The following is a 15,221-nucleotide window of genomic DNA, read 5'->3' as shown; positions in this document are numbered from 1 at the left end:
TTCTTTGGAAGCGTACTTGTCCTTCATCATGGCCCTGACCCTGCCTTTCGGATTTATTTTCGAGTTGCCCCTCGTCGTCATCTTTCTGGCAAAACTCGGCCTCGTATCGGGTGAGTTTTTGCGGTCAAAACGAAAAATACTCATCGTCATATCCTTTGTTTTTGCGGCTATCGTCTCGCCGACGACGGATGTTATTACGCAATCGCTTATTGCCGTGCCTCTTATTGTCCTTTATGAAATCAGTTTATGGATTGTCCGGTTTACCATGCATAAATAAATCTTGTATACAGTATTTATGAAGGCCGCCCCTTTTGTACGGGGCGGTTCTTTTGTTATAATAAACGAGTAAGTTCGTGCCGGTATACACAAAGAAAGTACCATCATCTCTATGACAGCAGGAGGTCTTATTACATGAAAAAAATTAATTCGGTTTTAGTTGCGAACCGCGGTGAAATCGCTATTCGTGTATTTCGCGCCTGTAACGAACTCGGCATCCGCACGGTAGCCGTTTACTCCAAAGAAGATTCTCTGTCACTGCACCGTTTCCGTGCCGATGAATCTTACTTGGTCGGTAAGGGTAAGAAACCGGTTGACGCATATTTGGATATTGAAGATATTATTCGCATCGCCCATGAACACGAAGTTGATGCTATTCATCCGGGTTACGGATTCCTCTCGGAAAATTCGGAACTTGCTAAACGGTGTCATGAAGAAGGTATCGTCTTTATCGGTCCGAAGGTGGAACATCTTATCATGTTCGGCGACAAGATCAATGCCCGTATTCAGGCTAAAAAAGCGGGTATTCAGTTTATCCCCGGCAGCGACGGCCCCGTTATGAATTATGCCGAAGTAGAACGCTTTGCCAAAGAAGTGGGCCTGCCGATTATGCTTAAAGCCGTTAATGGCGGCGGCGGCCGCGGGATGCGTATGGTCGACAAAATGGCCGACCTCAAGGAAGCATATGAACGCGCTAAGTCCGAAGCGAAGCTCGCTTTCGGCAACGATGAAATCTACCTGGAAAAATGTATTATCAATCCGAAGCTCATAGAAGTTCAGATCATGGGTGACGAACACGGTAATGTCATTCACCTCTTTGAACGGGACTGCTCCATTCAACGGCGTCATCAGAAGGTTGTAGAAATTGCGCCGGCGTTCTCTTTGTCGACGAAGCTGCGCCGGGATATTTGCGATGCGGCGTTGAAACTGATGAAGAATGTCAATTATGTCAACGCGGGTACGGTTGAGTTCCTCGTGACAGATGATGAAAAATTCTACTTTATCGAAGTTAACCCGCGTGTACAGGTAGAACACACGGTTACGGAAATGGTTACGGGTATCGACATTGTCCAGACACAGATTAAAGTGGCTGAAGGCTATGCTTTGGACAGCGAGGAAATCGGCATTAAAAGCCAGGATGCAATCCAGTGTATCGGCAATGCGATTCAGTGCCGTATTACGACGGAAGACCCGGTAAACGGGTTTATGCCCGATTCCGGTAAGATCATTGCCTACCGCAGCGGCGGCGGTTTCGGGGTTCGCCTCGACAGCGGTAACGCTTATACGGGTGCCATTATTACGCCGTATTACGACTCGTTGCTCGTAAAGGCTACGACCTATAATCTCACTCATGCCGGCGCCGTTGATAAGATGATTCGTGTCTTAAAAGAATTCCGCATTCGCGGCGTTAAGACGAATATCGGATTCCTTATCAACGTTCTTTCGAACGATCTCTTTATCAGCGGCCGGTATGATGTTAACTTCATTGATGAACATCCGGAACTCTTTGATCTGCCTGTAACTCATGATCGCGGCACAAGGCTTTTAAAGTATATCAGTGACACGACAATTAACGGATATCAAGGTTCAGGCCGCCAGGAAAAGCCGGAATTTGAGCCGCTTGAATTGCCGGTTACACCGAAAGGGGATTTTCCGAACGGCACGAAGCAGGTCTTTGATGAATTAGGTGCTGAAAAATTCTCGCAGTGGATTCTGGATCAAAAGAAAGTCCTTTTTACAGATACGACTATGCGTGATGCCCATCAGTCTTTACTGGCAACGCGTGTGCGTTCCGTCGATATGCTCCGCGTTATGGATGCGGCCGCCAAAAAGATGCCCGAACTCTTTTCTTTTGAATGCTGGGGCGGCGCGACATTTGACGTTGCCTATAGGTTCCTCTATGAAGATCCGTGGGTGCGCCTGCGCGAAATGCGTGAAAAGTCCCCGAATATTCTCTTACAGATGCTTATCCGCGGCGCGAATGCCGTCGGTTATACGAGTTATCCTGACAATGTTGTTAAAAACTTTGTTGACCTTACGGCAAAAAACGGTATTGATATATTCCGTATCTTTGACAGCCTGAACAGTCTCGACAATATGTATGAAACGATTCAGGCCGTACGCGAAACGGGTAAGATTGCCGAAGTGGCTCTTTGCTATACGGGCGATATTCTCGATCCGCAACGACCGAAGTATAATCTCGCCTACTATGTGAAAATGGCTAAGGAACTGCAGAATGCAGGTGCCAATATCATTGCCATTAAAGATATGGCGGGGCTGCTCAAGCCGGAAGCGTCGTATCAGCTTGTCGCCGCATTGAAAGACGCCGTTACGTTGCCGATTCACCTGCATACGCATGACGGTTCCGGCAATGGTGTAACAACATACTGCCGTGCTATTGATGCAGGCGTCGATATTGTTGACGTCGCACTCTCTTCTATGGCGAGCGGTACGAGCCAACCGAGCATGAATACGCTGTACTACGCGTTGAGCGGCAAAGAACGTCGTCCCGATATGAGTATCGACAATATGGAAGAAATGTCCCGGTATTGGGCAACCGTACGCCCGTACTATAAGGGTGTCGATAAAGCGGAGCCGTATTCCAATACGGAAGTATACCAGCATGAAATGCCGGGCGGACAGTTTTCCAATCTTCGCCAGCAAGCAAAGGCAGTCGGCCTGGGTGAACGTTGGAATGAAGTTAAGAAGATGTATCATGATGTGAATATGATGTTCGGCGATATTATCAAGGTGACGCCGTCGTCTAAAATCGTTGGCGACATGACCTTATTCATGGTACAGAATGACTTGACGGAAAAAGATATTTACGACCGCGGGGATACACTTGATTTTCCGCAGTCTGTTGTAGAATTTTTTGAAGGCCGTATCGGCATTCCCTATCAGGGGTTCCCGGAAGAACTGCAGAAGATTATTCTCAAAGGAAAGAAACCGTTAACAGAACGTCCGGGTAAAGTTTTGCCGCCGGCCGACTTCGAAGCAATTGCGAAAAAACTTGAAGATGCAGGTTACGGCCATACGCCGGAAGACGTAAACGCGTACTGCCAGTATGCAAAGGTTTTTACGGACTATAGTGAACGTCTCAAAGAATTCGGAGATGTAAGCGTTCTCGATACGCCGACCTTCTTCTTCGGTATGAAGAAAGACGAAGAAGTCCATGTTGAAATAGAAAAAGGTAAGGATCTCGTCATTACTTTAGTCAACATCAGCGATCCCAATGATGACGGCGTTCGTACAATTACGTTCATGTTTAACGGTGCCGAACGCGAAATCCGCGTACAGGACAAGAGCGTGGATATGACTGCCGTTGCGAAGAAAAAAGCCGACCCGGCCAAGCCGGGCGACATAGGCGCGACCCTTTCCGGGTCTGTTGTCAATATTCTTGTCTCGAAGGGACAGAAAGTAAAGAAGGGCGAGCCTCTTGTCGTTACGGAAGCAATGAAGATGGAAACGACCATTACCTCTCCTATTGAAGGTACGGTTGCGGATATTCATGTTGTGAAAGGACAGGCGATCATTTCCGGGGACTGCCTTGTTGAAATTGAAGGGTAAGGAAAAAACAAACCGTGTATTCATTCGGATACACGGTTTGTTTTTTATGTAAGTAAAATTTTTCAGTTTTTTTATCGGTACAGGTCTGTAGTCTGTGCCGGTTTATGCCGTCGCACGGCAACGCTGATAGCAAGAAGGATGATCCCTGCGACGATGAAAATGTAGTGCATGCCGGCGGCCGTGGCGATGAAAGCGCCCAACAGAGGACCGATGAAAGATCCCAGTTGTTGTGCCGAGAAGAGAAGCCCGAAGACTCTGCCTTTAGCGTTGTTCGGAGTCGACTTGGCGAGGATGGCATTGATGGACGGGTTGATGCCTGAAAAGAAAAGACCGACACAGAACTGAGCTGTCGCAAAGAGAAAAAGCGTGTGCGGTATGGACTGTACGACGGCGACAATGCCGGCGAGGGTGAGGGCGCAGATCAGGGAATTGTAGAAACCTTTGTGCTGCCCGAACCGGCCCCAGAGGGGCGCCGCTGCGGCGCCGGCAAAACCGCTCAAAGAGAAGACAAATCCCGCCTTCATAGCTATATTTTCGGAACTGCCCGTTAACTCTTCTATATACGTTGCCATGACCGGTTGGACCAGGAGAATAGTCATTTGGACAAAGACGGCAAAAGTAAGCATGTCTCGAATGACGGGCGATTTAAAGATACTGAATTCTTTTTTAGTGCAAGCACCGGTAGTTTCATCCGAGGCCGATATTTGCAGCGGTTCTTTAATAAAGATAAAAAGCATGAGGAAATTGATAAAAAGAGCGCCTGCCGCCAGAAAGAAGGACATGCGCATACCGAAAATCTCCGCTAAGACGCCTCCGAAGAGAGGCCCGATGACACTGCCTGCCGTAAGGGAGCCTTGCATAACACCGAGACAGACGCCGAGCTTCTGCGGCGGAGCATAAGAGGTCATAATAGCCAGCTCCATCGGCCAGAGACCGGCAGCGAAGCCTTGAAACATGCGCATCAATGTAAGTTGTATCGGGCCGGTGACGATACCGCCGAGAAAATAACTGACTGCGAGGAGTATGCTGGCTCTCAACGCCATGAGCTTTTTGCCGCGCCTGTCTGCCATCTTTCCCCAAACGGGCGCCATCACGGCACTGATTACAAAAGATGCCGAAAAGACGATGCCCGACCAGAGATGTACATCTGCCGCCCGTACGCCCAACTCTCTTGTCAGGTAGATAGGAAGGAAAGGCATAATCATAGTATAGCTTGATGACATAAAGAGAACATTGCATGTCAAGACGACAAGGCATGTTTTCCAATTCATGAATTCACACTTTCTGAAAAAATATATAATAACTAATTTATTATAAATGCCGGCTGTGCTTATTGCAAGGCGGCTTATCTTCCCTTTTGCAGTATATACCATTATAATAAAAACGGTATATACTGTTTTACAATGACAGAGGATAAAACGGATCGGCGGATTTACGGAAAAAGAAGTACCTCTTGGCTGTGCTTACAGCGGACTGTTGTCAGTTCTTTGCCGGCAGTTCCAGTACAGAAACTTTTTCCGTTTCCTGCTGAGGGCTGTATTTCATAATAAGTATTTATTATTCCGATTAGCCTGGAAATACTGTCTTTTATAATGTTTTTAGGAGCGACTATGAGTGAACTTATTTATCCGCCGCCGCTGCGGCCGGGTGATACGATCGGGATCATTGCGCCCGCCGCTTACAGCGTATCGGATGAATTGGATAAGGCCGTTGCCTGGCTCCACGAATTGGGCTATGCCGTGAAACTCGGCGCAACGGTGAAAAAGAAGTGGGGGTATCTTGCCGGTACGGATGAAGAACGGGCCCGTGATATAGAAGCAGCTTTCGGTGATGACAATGTGAAAGGTATACTTTGTTTGCGCGGCGGCTATGGCGTAACGCGCATACTCGACCTCATTGACTTTCCGTACATTAAGAAGCATCCGAAGCTTTTCATCGGCTTCAGTGACATTACGGCGCTCCACTCGGCTTTGCAAAAATACTGCGGCTTTGCTGTCGTGCACGGACCGATGGCTCTTTCGCTGGGGCGAAAGAGCAGTGCGTTTACGCGTGCTTCCTTTGCGGCTATGCTAAGTGACCCGTGGGGGCGTAAAGAGCTGCTCCTGCCGCCCGGCAGGCATATGGAAACGCTTGTCGCCGGCAAGGCGACGGGAATTCTTGCCGGCGGCAACCTCATGCTTCTTGCCGTTACGACAGGGACATCTTATGCCTTGGGCGGCAAGGATTTGGTTCTTGTTCTGGAAGAAGTCGGAGAAAGCGCATATTCCTTGGATCGCATGTTTCGCCAGCTGGAACAGGGCGGTCTTATAGAGCGGGCCAAAGCCGTTCTTTTCGGGGAATTTCATAATTGTGAGCCACAGGAAGAAACGGACGGGAATTTCACGATACGTCAAGTGGTCGAACAATATGCCGAGCGATGGAGTATACCGGCTGTATGGGGCCTGCCTGTCGGTCACGGCCCGGATAACGCCTCGCTGCCCCTCGGCACATCCGTGACGGTATGTGCCGAGGCGGAGAAAATAGTGATTGTATACGGCACAGGCGGAGAAAAAGATGGCTAAAGACGGGATGAGAACCGCGTTTTACGAGTAATGGCCGGGAAGAATTACTGAAAGATACAGGAGAGGAAAATATGGAACTCATTTATTACGGGCATTCGTGCTTTGCCCTGCACCATAAAGATATCATGTTTCTTGTCGATCCGTTTTTTACGGGTAATACATGGGAAACGGCAAAGGCCGATGATATTATGTGCAATTACATCTTCGTCAGTCACGGACACGATGACCATTACGGTGACAGGCCATGTATTGCCGTGCGCAATCATGCGCTCTTTATTTCCACGCCTGAAGTGGTCAGCCGCGCCGAGAAAGCGGGTATTGCCGTCAAAGCAATGCATCTCGGCGGGAAAGGAGATTTTCCCTTCGGTACGATACGTATGGTACCTGCTTTCCACGGCGCCGGCGTACCGGGAGGCCATGCTGCGGGAGCGCTTATTACCTTTTTCGGCAAGACGATTTACTATGCCGGAGATACGTGTTTTTTCAGTGATATGGGACTACTGAAGCGCTCGGCATATTGATTATGCCCTGTTCCAGCTGGCGAAACATATACCATGGGCGTTGATGATGCTCTCTTGGCGGCATCGTATATAAAAGCGGCGGTGACCTACCTGTCCATTACAATACATGGCCTGTCATTGAGGCGGATCCGTTTGAATTCGTTGCCCGCCTGGAAAAAGAATACGGCCGGAAAGGATTGGTTATTGCGCCGGGGGCGGTGAAAGAGCTGTAAGAACGGTCAGGGAACAGTGTATTGCTGAAAGACCTGCTCAGATAGGTGCAGCTTTATCTGCGGATTGGAAAGATATATTCTGTATACAACAAAAAGCTCACCGTACGGTGAGCTTTTTGTTGTATACAGTCTTATTTATTCAGAGAACCGTTGATGCGTACGCCTTGCAGAAAGGGGATTATCGGTTTGTCCGTTTCGCCGGACGGCTTGCGAATGCTTTCAAAGGTCGTCGTCAGCATCAGTTTCAGGCGGTTTGTCTGATTGACGGCACTGGCACTCGGGTCATAATCGATAGCAACGATATTTGCCTGTGGGAAGGCCGCTTTCAGTGTTTTGATCATGCCTTTGCCCGTAACGTGGTTAGGAAGGCAGGCCCAGGGCTGGAGGCAGACGACATTTTTTGCGCCTCTGTGAATAAGGTCGATCATATCGCCGGTCAAAAACCAACCTTCACCGGCAACATGGCCGAGTGAAAGGTATTCCTTCGCTTCATCGGCGATTTTGTAAATTGATGTAACCGGATCGAAGCGTCTGCTCCCGGCGACGGCGTCGGTATAAGGTTTACGATACCAATCAAGGAGTTTGATTGTCGCCTTACTGCCCATTGAAGACAGCCATGAGCCGGAAAGATATTTATGACGGAATTGATTGTCCAAAAGGCCGTAGTAGAAGAAGTCCGCCAAGCCGGACGTGACGATTTCACCACCTTCTTCTTCAATCATTTTGATAATTTGATTGTTTGCAACGGGGTGGAATTTGACGTAAATTTCGCCGACAATACCGATACGCGGTTTTTTCAGATTTTCCCAGATGGGAAGCGTATCGAAATCCGCTATGATTTGATGAATGTTTTTCTTAAATGTTGCTATGTCGGCTTTTTCCAGATCTACGGTGAGTTTGGCTTGCCACTTTGCAAAGAGGGTTTCCGCGGTACCACGGATTTTTTCATAAGGACGCGTGCGATAAAGCACCTGTTGCAGTGTATCGCCGTAGACGACGCCTTGAAGTAATCTGTGCCAAAAGCCCATAGTCGGCTTAAAACCGGGTTGTTTGTTAAGTCCTTTCGTGTTTAATGAAATGATGGGAATTTGCGGCATATTCGCGTCGGCCAGCGCTTTGCGCAACATACCGATGTAATTTGTCGCCCTGCAGCAGCCGCCGGTCTGGGAAATGATGACGGATGTGTGTTCCATGTCGTATTTACCGGAACGGAGGGCTGTCATGATTTGACCTAACGTCATAATGGCCGGGTAGCAGGCATCATTGTGAATGAACGAGAGTCCCGTGTCGATAGCCTCCTGTCCCTGGTGGGGAAGGATCTCGAGCTTGTAACCTTCATGGGCAAAGGCGGCCTTGAAAAGAGGAAAATGAATCGGCGTCATGGCAGGAGCCAGGAGAGTGTGCGTCTTCTTATCTTCTTCCGTAAAGAGCGCCTTTTTATACGAATAGTTTTCGGCTACAGGTATATCCGACTGCTTGCGATGATTCATAACAAAGAGAAGTGAACGCAATCTTATACGGATGGCGCCGAGATTGGAGCCTTCGTCTATTTTTAAGAGCGTATGAATTTTATTGCCGTGAGCAAGGATTTCCTGTACCTGGTCGGCTACAATGGAATCAAGACCGCAGCCGAAAGAATTCAATTCGACCAGCTCCAGATTTTTATGTTGTGATACATATTGGGCGGCTCTGTAGAGGCGGGAGTGATAGGACCACTGGTCAACGACACGGAGTTTACCCGGAAATTCACCGAGAGGGGCGACGCCGTCTTCCGTCAGAACGGCAAGGCCGAGACTGTTAATAAGCTCGGGGATTCCGTGATTAATTTCCGGATCCAAGTGGTACGGTCTGCCGCTCAGCACAATGGACACTGTTCCGTCCGCTTCGATTTTGGCGAGTGTTTTCTTTGTCAGCGTATAGTAGTCGTGCTTAAACTTTTCCTCTTCTTTCCATGCCGCCTCGGCAGCAAGTCTGATTTCCCGCTTTTTCAGGCCCCATGTTTTCAATTCTTCTTCAAGGCGCGTGATAATGCGTTTGTTGTCATAAAGAGGCAGAAAAGGGCTGATAAATGGCGTCTGCGTTTCCGTAAGGCGTTCGTCCATGTTATGTTTAATGACTTCCGGGTAAGACATGACCATGGGGCAGTTAAAGTTATTGTCTTTGCTGCCTTCTTGCGGGCCGTGCTGGATGCACGGATAGAAAATACGGTCGACTTTCTTTTCCAGAAGATTGGCTATGTGCCCGTGGACGAGTTTGGCCGGATAGCAGGCGGAGTCGGACGGAACAGTGTCCATTGCTTTCTGGAAGAGGTCCTTCGTCGATTGGTCGGAAAGGACGACTTTATACCCGAGTCTGGTAAAGAATGTAAACCAGAAAGGATAGTCTTCGTACATATTGAGAACGCGGGGAATTGCCGACGGAACCGCGCGGAGCTTTTTCAAGCGGTTTGTAGTACGAGAAGAGGCGGTTGTATTTTAATTTATATAAGTTCGGCAATACTTTTTTGCGTTTTGCCGCCGAGCCGGCGGCACCGCGTTCACAACGGTTGCCTGTAATAAAGAAACGACCGTCGTTAAAGGTATTGACAGTTAAAAGACAATTATTCGTGCACAGGCCGCAATGCCGAATGGACGTGTTGATACTGAGTTCTTCAATGCCCTTGGCATCAAGGAGCGCCGAGATGCTTCTGTCTTTTTGATATGCCCGGCGGCAAATAAGGCCCATGCCGTACGCTCCCATGAGGCCGGCAATGGAGGGGCGTATCACTTCGCGTCCGAGGAGCTGTTCAAAAGCGCGTAAAACCGCATCATTATAGAAAGTGCCGCCTTGGACAACAATATGTTTACCTAATCGGGACGGATCTTTTACTTTAATAACCTTGTACAACGCATTTTTAATAACGGAGTAAGACAGCCCCGCAGAAATGTCAGCCATTGTGGAGCCTTCTTTTTGGGCCTGCTTTACTTTGGAATTCATGAATACAGTGCAGCGGGAACCTAAATCAATCGGCTCTTTTGCAAGCAGAGCCGCTTCGGAAAACTCCTGGATAGATTTTTTCAATGATTTGGCGAATGTATCAAGGAAGGATCCGCAACCGGCGGAGCAGGCTTCATTGAGGAGGATGTCTTCGATGTGTCCGTCTTTCAGACGGCAGCATTTCATATCCTGTCCGCCGATATCGAGAATAAAATCCACCTCCGGGCAGAAGTGGGCCGCCGCCTGATAATGGGCAATCGTTTCCACCTCACCCAGATCGATGTGGAAGGCTTCTTTCAAGAGAAATTCGCCGTATCCCGTGATTCCGGATTTGGCAATAAATGCATTTTCCGGCAGGATGGTATAAACTTCTTTTATAATCGCCTTTGCCGCGTCCAGCGGGCTGCCTTCATTGTTCTGATAGCGGGAGTAAAGAATTTCGCCGTTATTGCCCATAACAACAGCTTTGATCGTCGTTGAGCCGGCATCAAGACCGAGGTAACAAGGGCCTTTGTAAGTTGATATGTCCGCCGTGGGAACCGTGTCCTTAGCATGGCGCGCACGGAACTCGTCCAGTTCCTCCCGGGATTCGAAGAGTCGTTCAATGCGGTCCGTTTTCGGCAGAGAACGCTCGTCTACTTGACGGATACGGCTCATCAACGACATAAACGATTGTGGCTTTTCGTCAAAACCGCCCAGCGCAGCTCCGATAGCGACATATACTTGTGCGTTTTCCGGGGCAATCACTTCTTCCGCTTTCAGTTCCAGCGTCTGCGCAAATTGTTTGCGCAATTGGGGCAGGAAGGTAAGCGGACCGCCTAAAAAGCAGACGGAGCCCTTGATGGGACGACCGCAGGCCAGGCCTGTAATCGTCTGTAAAACGATCGATTGGAAGACGGAGGCGGCTACATTTTCCTTACTGGCCCCTTCGTTTAAGAGAGCCTGCTATGTCCGTTTTGGCGAATACACCGCAGCGAGCCGCAATAGGGTACAGCGTATCCGAGCGTTCGGCCAGTTCGTTGAGCCCTATGGCATCCGTATGGAGCAGCGTCGCCATCTGATCGATAAAGGCTCCTGTCCCGCCGGCGCAGGCGCCGTTCATACGATGCTCGTTACCGCCTGTGAGATATGTGATTTTAGCGTCTTCGCCGCCCAATTCGATAATAACGTCCGCTTGAGGATGGTACGTGCGGACGGACTTTGTACCGGCAATGACCTCCTGAATAAACGGGATATGCAGATGGTCAGCCAAAGCCCATGCCGCCGGAGCCTGTAATAGCGATGGAAATTTGGCGATCGCCGAATACTTCATAGGCGTTTTCCAAAAGATCCAATACTTTTTGACGAATATCTGTGTAATGACGGACATAGCAGGCGTGAAGACACTGTTTTAAATTATTGAGTACGGCAATTTTTACGGTTGTCGAACCGATATCAATGCCGATGTGCAGTAAGTCTTTCATTTCTTTCTCCTGTGTCGGTGAGCCGACTGCATAGAAAAGAATACAATAATAGTATAAATTAATTGCGTAGCCTATATTCAATTATACCACACAAAGGAAAGGAAAAAAGCCGGAAAAGGCGAATATAACCGATCTGCAACTCGTTTTTTTCCTATGTTCCGGAAGACGTAAGTGTGTTACAATAAGACGGAATCAGTGAAAACAGACGTATACGGAGGAATATAATGAAGCAATATATTACGGAACACCAGTCTCCTTATTTGGATTTAAGTGCTGAAGTAACGGAGATTCTCTTTAAAGGCAAATCGGCTTTTCAGGATATTGTTGTCGCCGACAGTAAGGAATACGGTCGTATGCTTATGCTTGACGGCGTTTTTCAGACATCCGATAAAGACGAGTTTACTTATCATGAAAATATTGTCCATATTCCCGTATTCCTGCATCCGAATCCTAAAAATATCCTTATCATCGGCGGCGGTGACGGCGGTGCGGCCAGAGAAGCGGTGCGTCATCCGGAAGTGGAACATGTGACTATGGTTGATATTGACGGCAAGGTTGTTGAGTTATCGAAGCGATATTTTCCTAAAATTGCGGCGGCTATGCTGGAAAATAATCCGAAACTTACTGTTAAAATAGGTGACGGCATTGCGTTTATGAAGGAAGCGGAAGATTTTTATGATGTCATCATCGTGGACTGTTCCGATCCTGTAGGCCCCGGCGAAGGACTTTTTACCTATGAATTTTACAAAGATACTTTTAAGGCACTGAAAAAAGACGGTATTTTTGTACAGCAGACGGAATCTCCTTTCATGCATCGCAGACTTGTTAAGGAAGTATTTGATGCAGTCGGACGAATTTTTCCGGTGACTCGTCTGTATACGGCCTTTATTCCGCTCTATCCGACAGGAATGCACTGTTTCACATTGGGTTCCAAAAAATATGATCCTCTTACGTGGGAGCCGAACAGAAAACGGAGTTTTTCAACACAGTACTACAATGAAGGTATTCAAAAGAGTGCATTTGTATTGCCGAATTTTGTGAAGAACCTTCTGTACGGAGACGCGGAGAGATAAGGCGGAATACCTTGACAGTGCCGTTATTTACGTGATAGAATAACTAGCGTCATCGGTTATTCCGATGGCCTGTATGGCGGGTATGGTGAAGCGGTTAACACGGCGGATTGTGGCTCCGTTACTCAAGGGTTCGATCCCCTTTACTCGCCCCATAGGGGTATAGCCAAGTGGTAAGGCACCGGACTTTGACTCCGCTATGCGCTGGTTCGAATCCAGCTACCCCTGCCAGCTATGATCCACTAGCTCAGTCGGTAGAGCACCTGACTTTTAATCAGGGTGTCCCGAGTTCGAGTCTCGGGTGGATCACCAAACAAAAAAAGACCGTCGGCGTTGCCGGCGGTCTTTTTTATGTCTGCCGTCAGTTAAACGGGAGGGTTACAAAAAGAGACCGTGTCAGGTGAATTAAGAAGGTACCCTCTTAAAAGAAAAAGATAACCGTATCGATAATGAACGTCGGCACGAGAATCGCTGCGGACCAGCCCATGTAACCGAAGAAGCTGGGCATCCTGATGCCGTTTTCTTCAGCAATAGCTTTAACCATGAAGTTGGGGGCATTACCGATATACGTATTGGCGCCCATAAATACGGCACCAGCCGAAACCGCTTCAAGCATGGCGTGGGATACAGTACCGACGGAAGTGGCAATGCCCGTGGTCGAACCGATCGCGCCGGCCGTCTGTAAGAAGACAAGATATGTCGGTGTGTTATCGAGGAAAGAAGAAAGTAAGCCCGTCGCCCAAAATAGCTGCCACGGGGCGTGGATACCGAGTTGGCTGCCGTGTATCTTGAGAAAGATAAGAGCAGGAATCATGGTGATGAAAATACCGATAAAGAGGGTAGCGACTTCGATCATCGGTGCATGAGAAAAACCGTTCAATTCATGTGTTGATTCCTTTGTAGTTTTCAGAGATAAAAAGGCGGCAATAAGGATGATGATAATTTCTACGAGGGTAGCATAAGGGAATACCAGTTCGTCATACACTTGAATGCCGCCGGCATTATTGGCAAAAAATTCCACTTCTTTCGGTAAAACACCGTTAGCGATAACGCCGGCGATGATCATGATGATGAAAATGACATTGTGCAGGCCTTCAATACGGATCGGCTCTTTTTCCGATTCAGCCAATTCGTCAAGAGGTGAACGGCCTTCCGACAATTCTTTTTTACAGAAATAACTGTCCAAGAAATAAAAGGCAATAAAGAGAACGGCCATGTTTACCGCCAACATGGGGATAAGATGGAATGTCCATGTGAAGGGGACGCCGCGTTGGAAGCCCATGAAAAGCGGCGGATCGCCGAGAGGAGTAAGACAGCCCCCGATGTTGGCAACGAGAAAAATGAAAAAGACGATAACGTGGACGGATTTCCTGCGCCATCTGTTAGCCCGGATAAGAGGCCTGATCATGACCATTGCCGCGCCGGTCGTGCCGATCCAGCTTGCCAATAATGTGCCGATAAGGAGAAGAAGCGAATTTACCTTCGGCGTTCCCGGTAAGGTCCCTTTTATGGCAATGCCGCCGGCTGCGACAAAGAGGCCGAAGAGAAGTACGATAAAGGGAACATAGTCGAGCAGAATGGATTCGAGGAAATGAAACCATGCTTCGCTGACACCGTATGCATAGGCATAGGGCAGGATAAAGACAAGCGACCAGAAGCCGGAAGCTACATGCATATTCTTTTCCCACCAATGAGGCTTAACCAGCGGAATAACGGCAATAGAGAGAAGCATGCCCACAAAAGGCAGGACACTCCATACCGGCAAGGAAGCCTCGAGCGCTTCGTGCGTATCATTTGCCAGAATCGGCATGATATTCGTCATGAAAACAGTAAAAAAAGATAAAAAAAACTTATGAGTTTTCTTCATAAAAACCACCCTTCGATAAAAAATAATCCGTATTTTCTCACCTTATAAAATATTGTATCATATTACTATATAGAAATGTACTATTTTCACTTAAACGGTTAATCCGCTTAAGATTAAATAAATTTTAATTTCAGGCAGGAATTTTATCTTTTATGGAGAACTATTAATATATAAAAGAAATCATAGGAGGGATTTACGATGAAAGATTATAAGACAATTGTCGTTCCTGTCGACGGTTCGGAAAATTCGAAACGGGCTGTGGAACATGCTGTTACAATCGCCTCCACTGTGGGCGCTTCTCTGATGTTGGTATATGTGGCAAATATTGTTTCCGTTATTTCCAATTTTGACCAGATCCCTAATGCCAGCGGTTATGTAACCGAACAGGTTGCGCTGGATATGGAAGAAGAAGGAAAGAAAATTTTAAATGAAGTGACGAAGGATATTCCCGACACACTCAGTGTGAAAGAAGCTTTCGAAGTCGGATCGCCCGGACCGGCAATTCTTTCCGTTGCCAAAAAAAATAATGCCGATCTCATTGTCATGGGCAGTCGCGGACTCGGTCCCTTAAAAGGTCTCTTTATGGGCTCTGTCAGCAGTTTTGTTGTAACACATGCCGCATGCCCCGTTATGATTGTTAAATGAGGATACGTAAAAAAAGCCGTAATCCGAACTGAACTGCTACCCGTCAAGTAGACACTCAAA

At 47.9% G+C, this 15,221-nt stretch carries 9 protein-coding genes, 3 tRNA genes and 1 pseudogene; 10 read left to right on the top strand and 3 right to left on the bottom strand.

Annotated elements, in window-relative coordinates; translation table 11 throughout:
• Window positions 1-277, top strand: a 277-nt coding sequence (locus HMPREF0080_RS03460; protein WP_006789827.1) for a twin-arginine translocase subunit TatC, incomplete at its 5' end; no start/stop codon positions are given.
• Between the two features lie 134 nt (window positions 278-411).
• Window positions 412-3,846, top strand: coding sequence for a pyruvate carboxylase (locus tag HMPREF0080_RS03455; RefSeq protein ID WP_006789826.1), 3,435 nt, complete (start codon window positions 412-414; stop codon window positions 3,844-3,846).
• Between the two features lie 71 nt (window positions 3,847-3,917).
• On the opposite strand, the gene HMPREF0080_RS03450 is transcribed toward HMPREF0080_RS03455, so the two are convergent.
• Window positions 3,918-5,117, bottom strand: a complete 1,200-nt coding sequence (locus tag HMPREF0080_RS03450; RefSeq protein ID WP_040347093.1) for an MFS transporter — start codon at window positions 5,115-5,117, stop codon at window positions 3,918-3,920.
• 339 nt (window positions 5,118-5,456) lie between these two features.
• Here HMPREF0080_RS03450 and HMPREF0080_RS03445 point away from each other — a divergent pair, with 339 nt between their 5' ends.
• The 3 genes from HMPREF0080_RS03445 to HMPREF0080_RS11510 all read left to right on the top strand — a co-directional run bounded on the left by HMPREF0080_RS03445 (window position 5,457) and on the right by HMPREF0080_RS11510 (window position 7,129).
• Window positions 5,457-6,407, top strand: coding sequence for a S66 peptidase family protein (locus tag HMPREF0080_RS03445; RefSeq protein ID WP_040347091.1), 951 nt, complete (start codon window positions 5,457-5,459; stop codon window positions 6,405-6,407).
• Between the two features lie 71 nt (window positions 6,408-6,478).
• Window positions 6,479-6,928, top strand: a complete 450-nt coding sequence (locus tag HMPREF0080_RS03440; RefSeq protein WP_006789823.1) for an MBL fold metallo-hydrolase — start codon at window positions 6,479-6,481, stop codon at window positions 6,926-6,928.
• Window positions 6,929-6,961: 33 nt separating this feature from the next.
• The gene (locus HMPREF0080_RS11510; RefSeq protein ID WP_006789822.1) at window positions 6,962-7,129 is read left to right on the top strand and encodes a hypothetical protein; all 168 of its coding nucleotides are present in this window, start codon (window positions 6,962-6,964) and stop codon (window positions 7,127-7,129) included.
• Window positions 7,130-7,271: 142 nt separating this feature from the next.
• Here HMPREF0080_RS11510 and HMPREF0080_RS11645 read toward each other — a convergent pair.
• Window positions 7,272-11,579, bottom strand: a pseudogene (locus HMPREF0080_RS11645) (acyl-CoA dehydratase activase-related protein).
• 224 nt (window positions 11,580-11,803) lie between these two features.
• Here HMPREF0080_RS11645 and speE point away from each other — a divergent pair.
• The 4 genes from speE to HMPREF0080_RS03415 all read left to right on the top strand — a co-directional run bounded on the left by speE (window position 11,804) and on the right by HMPREF0080_RS03415 (window position 12,961).
• Window positions 11,804-12,652 carry a polyamine aminopropyltransferase gene (gene speE / locus HMPREF0080_RS03430; RefSeq protein WP_006789818.1) on the top strand — a complete coding sequence of 283 codons (849 nt, stop codon included), beginning with the start codon at window positions 11,804-11,806 and terminating at the stop codon, window positions 12,650-12,652.
• A gap of 76 nt (window positions 12,653-12,728) precedes the next feature.
• A tRNA-His gene (locus HMPREF0080_RS03425) sits at window positions 12,729-12,804 on the top strand.
• 1 nt (window position 12,805) lies between these two features.
• Window positions 12,806-12,880, top strand: a tRNA-Gln gene (locus HMPREF0080_RS03420).
• Between the two features lie 5 nt (window positions 12,881-12,885).
• Window positions 12,886-12,961 (top strand) — tRNA-Lys (locus HMPREF0080_RS03415).
• A 109-nt stretch (window positions 12,962-13,070) separates the two neighbouring features.
• On the opposite strand, the gene HMPREF0080_RS03410 is transcribed toward HMPREF0080_RS03415, so the two are convergent.
• Window positions 13,071-14,516, bottom strand: a complete 1,446-nt coding sequence (locus HMPREF0080_RS03410) for a sodium:proton antiporter (RefSeq protein WP_006789817.1) — start codon at window positions 14,514-14,516, stop codon at window positions 13,071-13,073.
• Window positions 14,517-14,714: 198 nt separating this feature from the next.
• On the opposite strand from HMPREF0080_RS03410, the gene HMPREF0080_RS03405 reads away from it, so the two are divergent.
• The gene (locus HMPREF0080_RS03405) at window positions 14,715-15,161 is read left to right on the top strand and encodes a universal stress protein (RefSeq protein WP_006789816.1); all 447 of its coding nucleotides are present in this window, start codon (window positions 14,715-14,717) and stop codon (window positions 15,159-15,161) included.
• The last annotated feature ends 60 nt before the right edge of the window (window positions 15,162-15,221 follow it).

This window comes from Megasphaera geminata F0357 (assembly GCF_000239275.1).
In the GTDB taxonomy this organism is placed as follows: domain Bacteria; phylum Bacillota; class Negativicutes; order Veillonellales; family Megasphaeraceae; genus Megasphaera; species Megasphaera geminata.
Note: the sequence above shows the minus strand (reverse complement) of the source record. Positions and strands in the feature narration are given on the sequence as shown.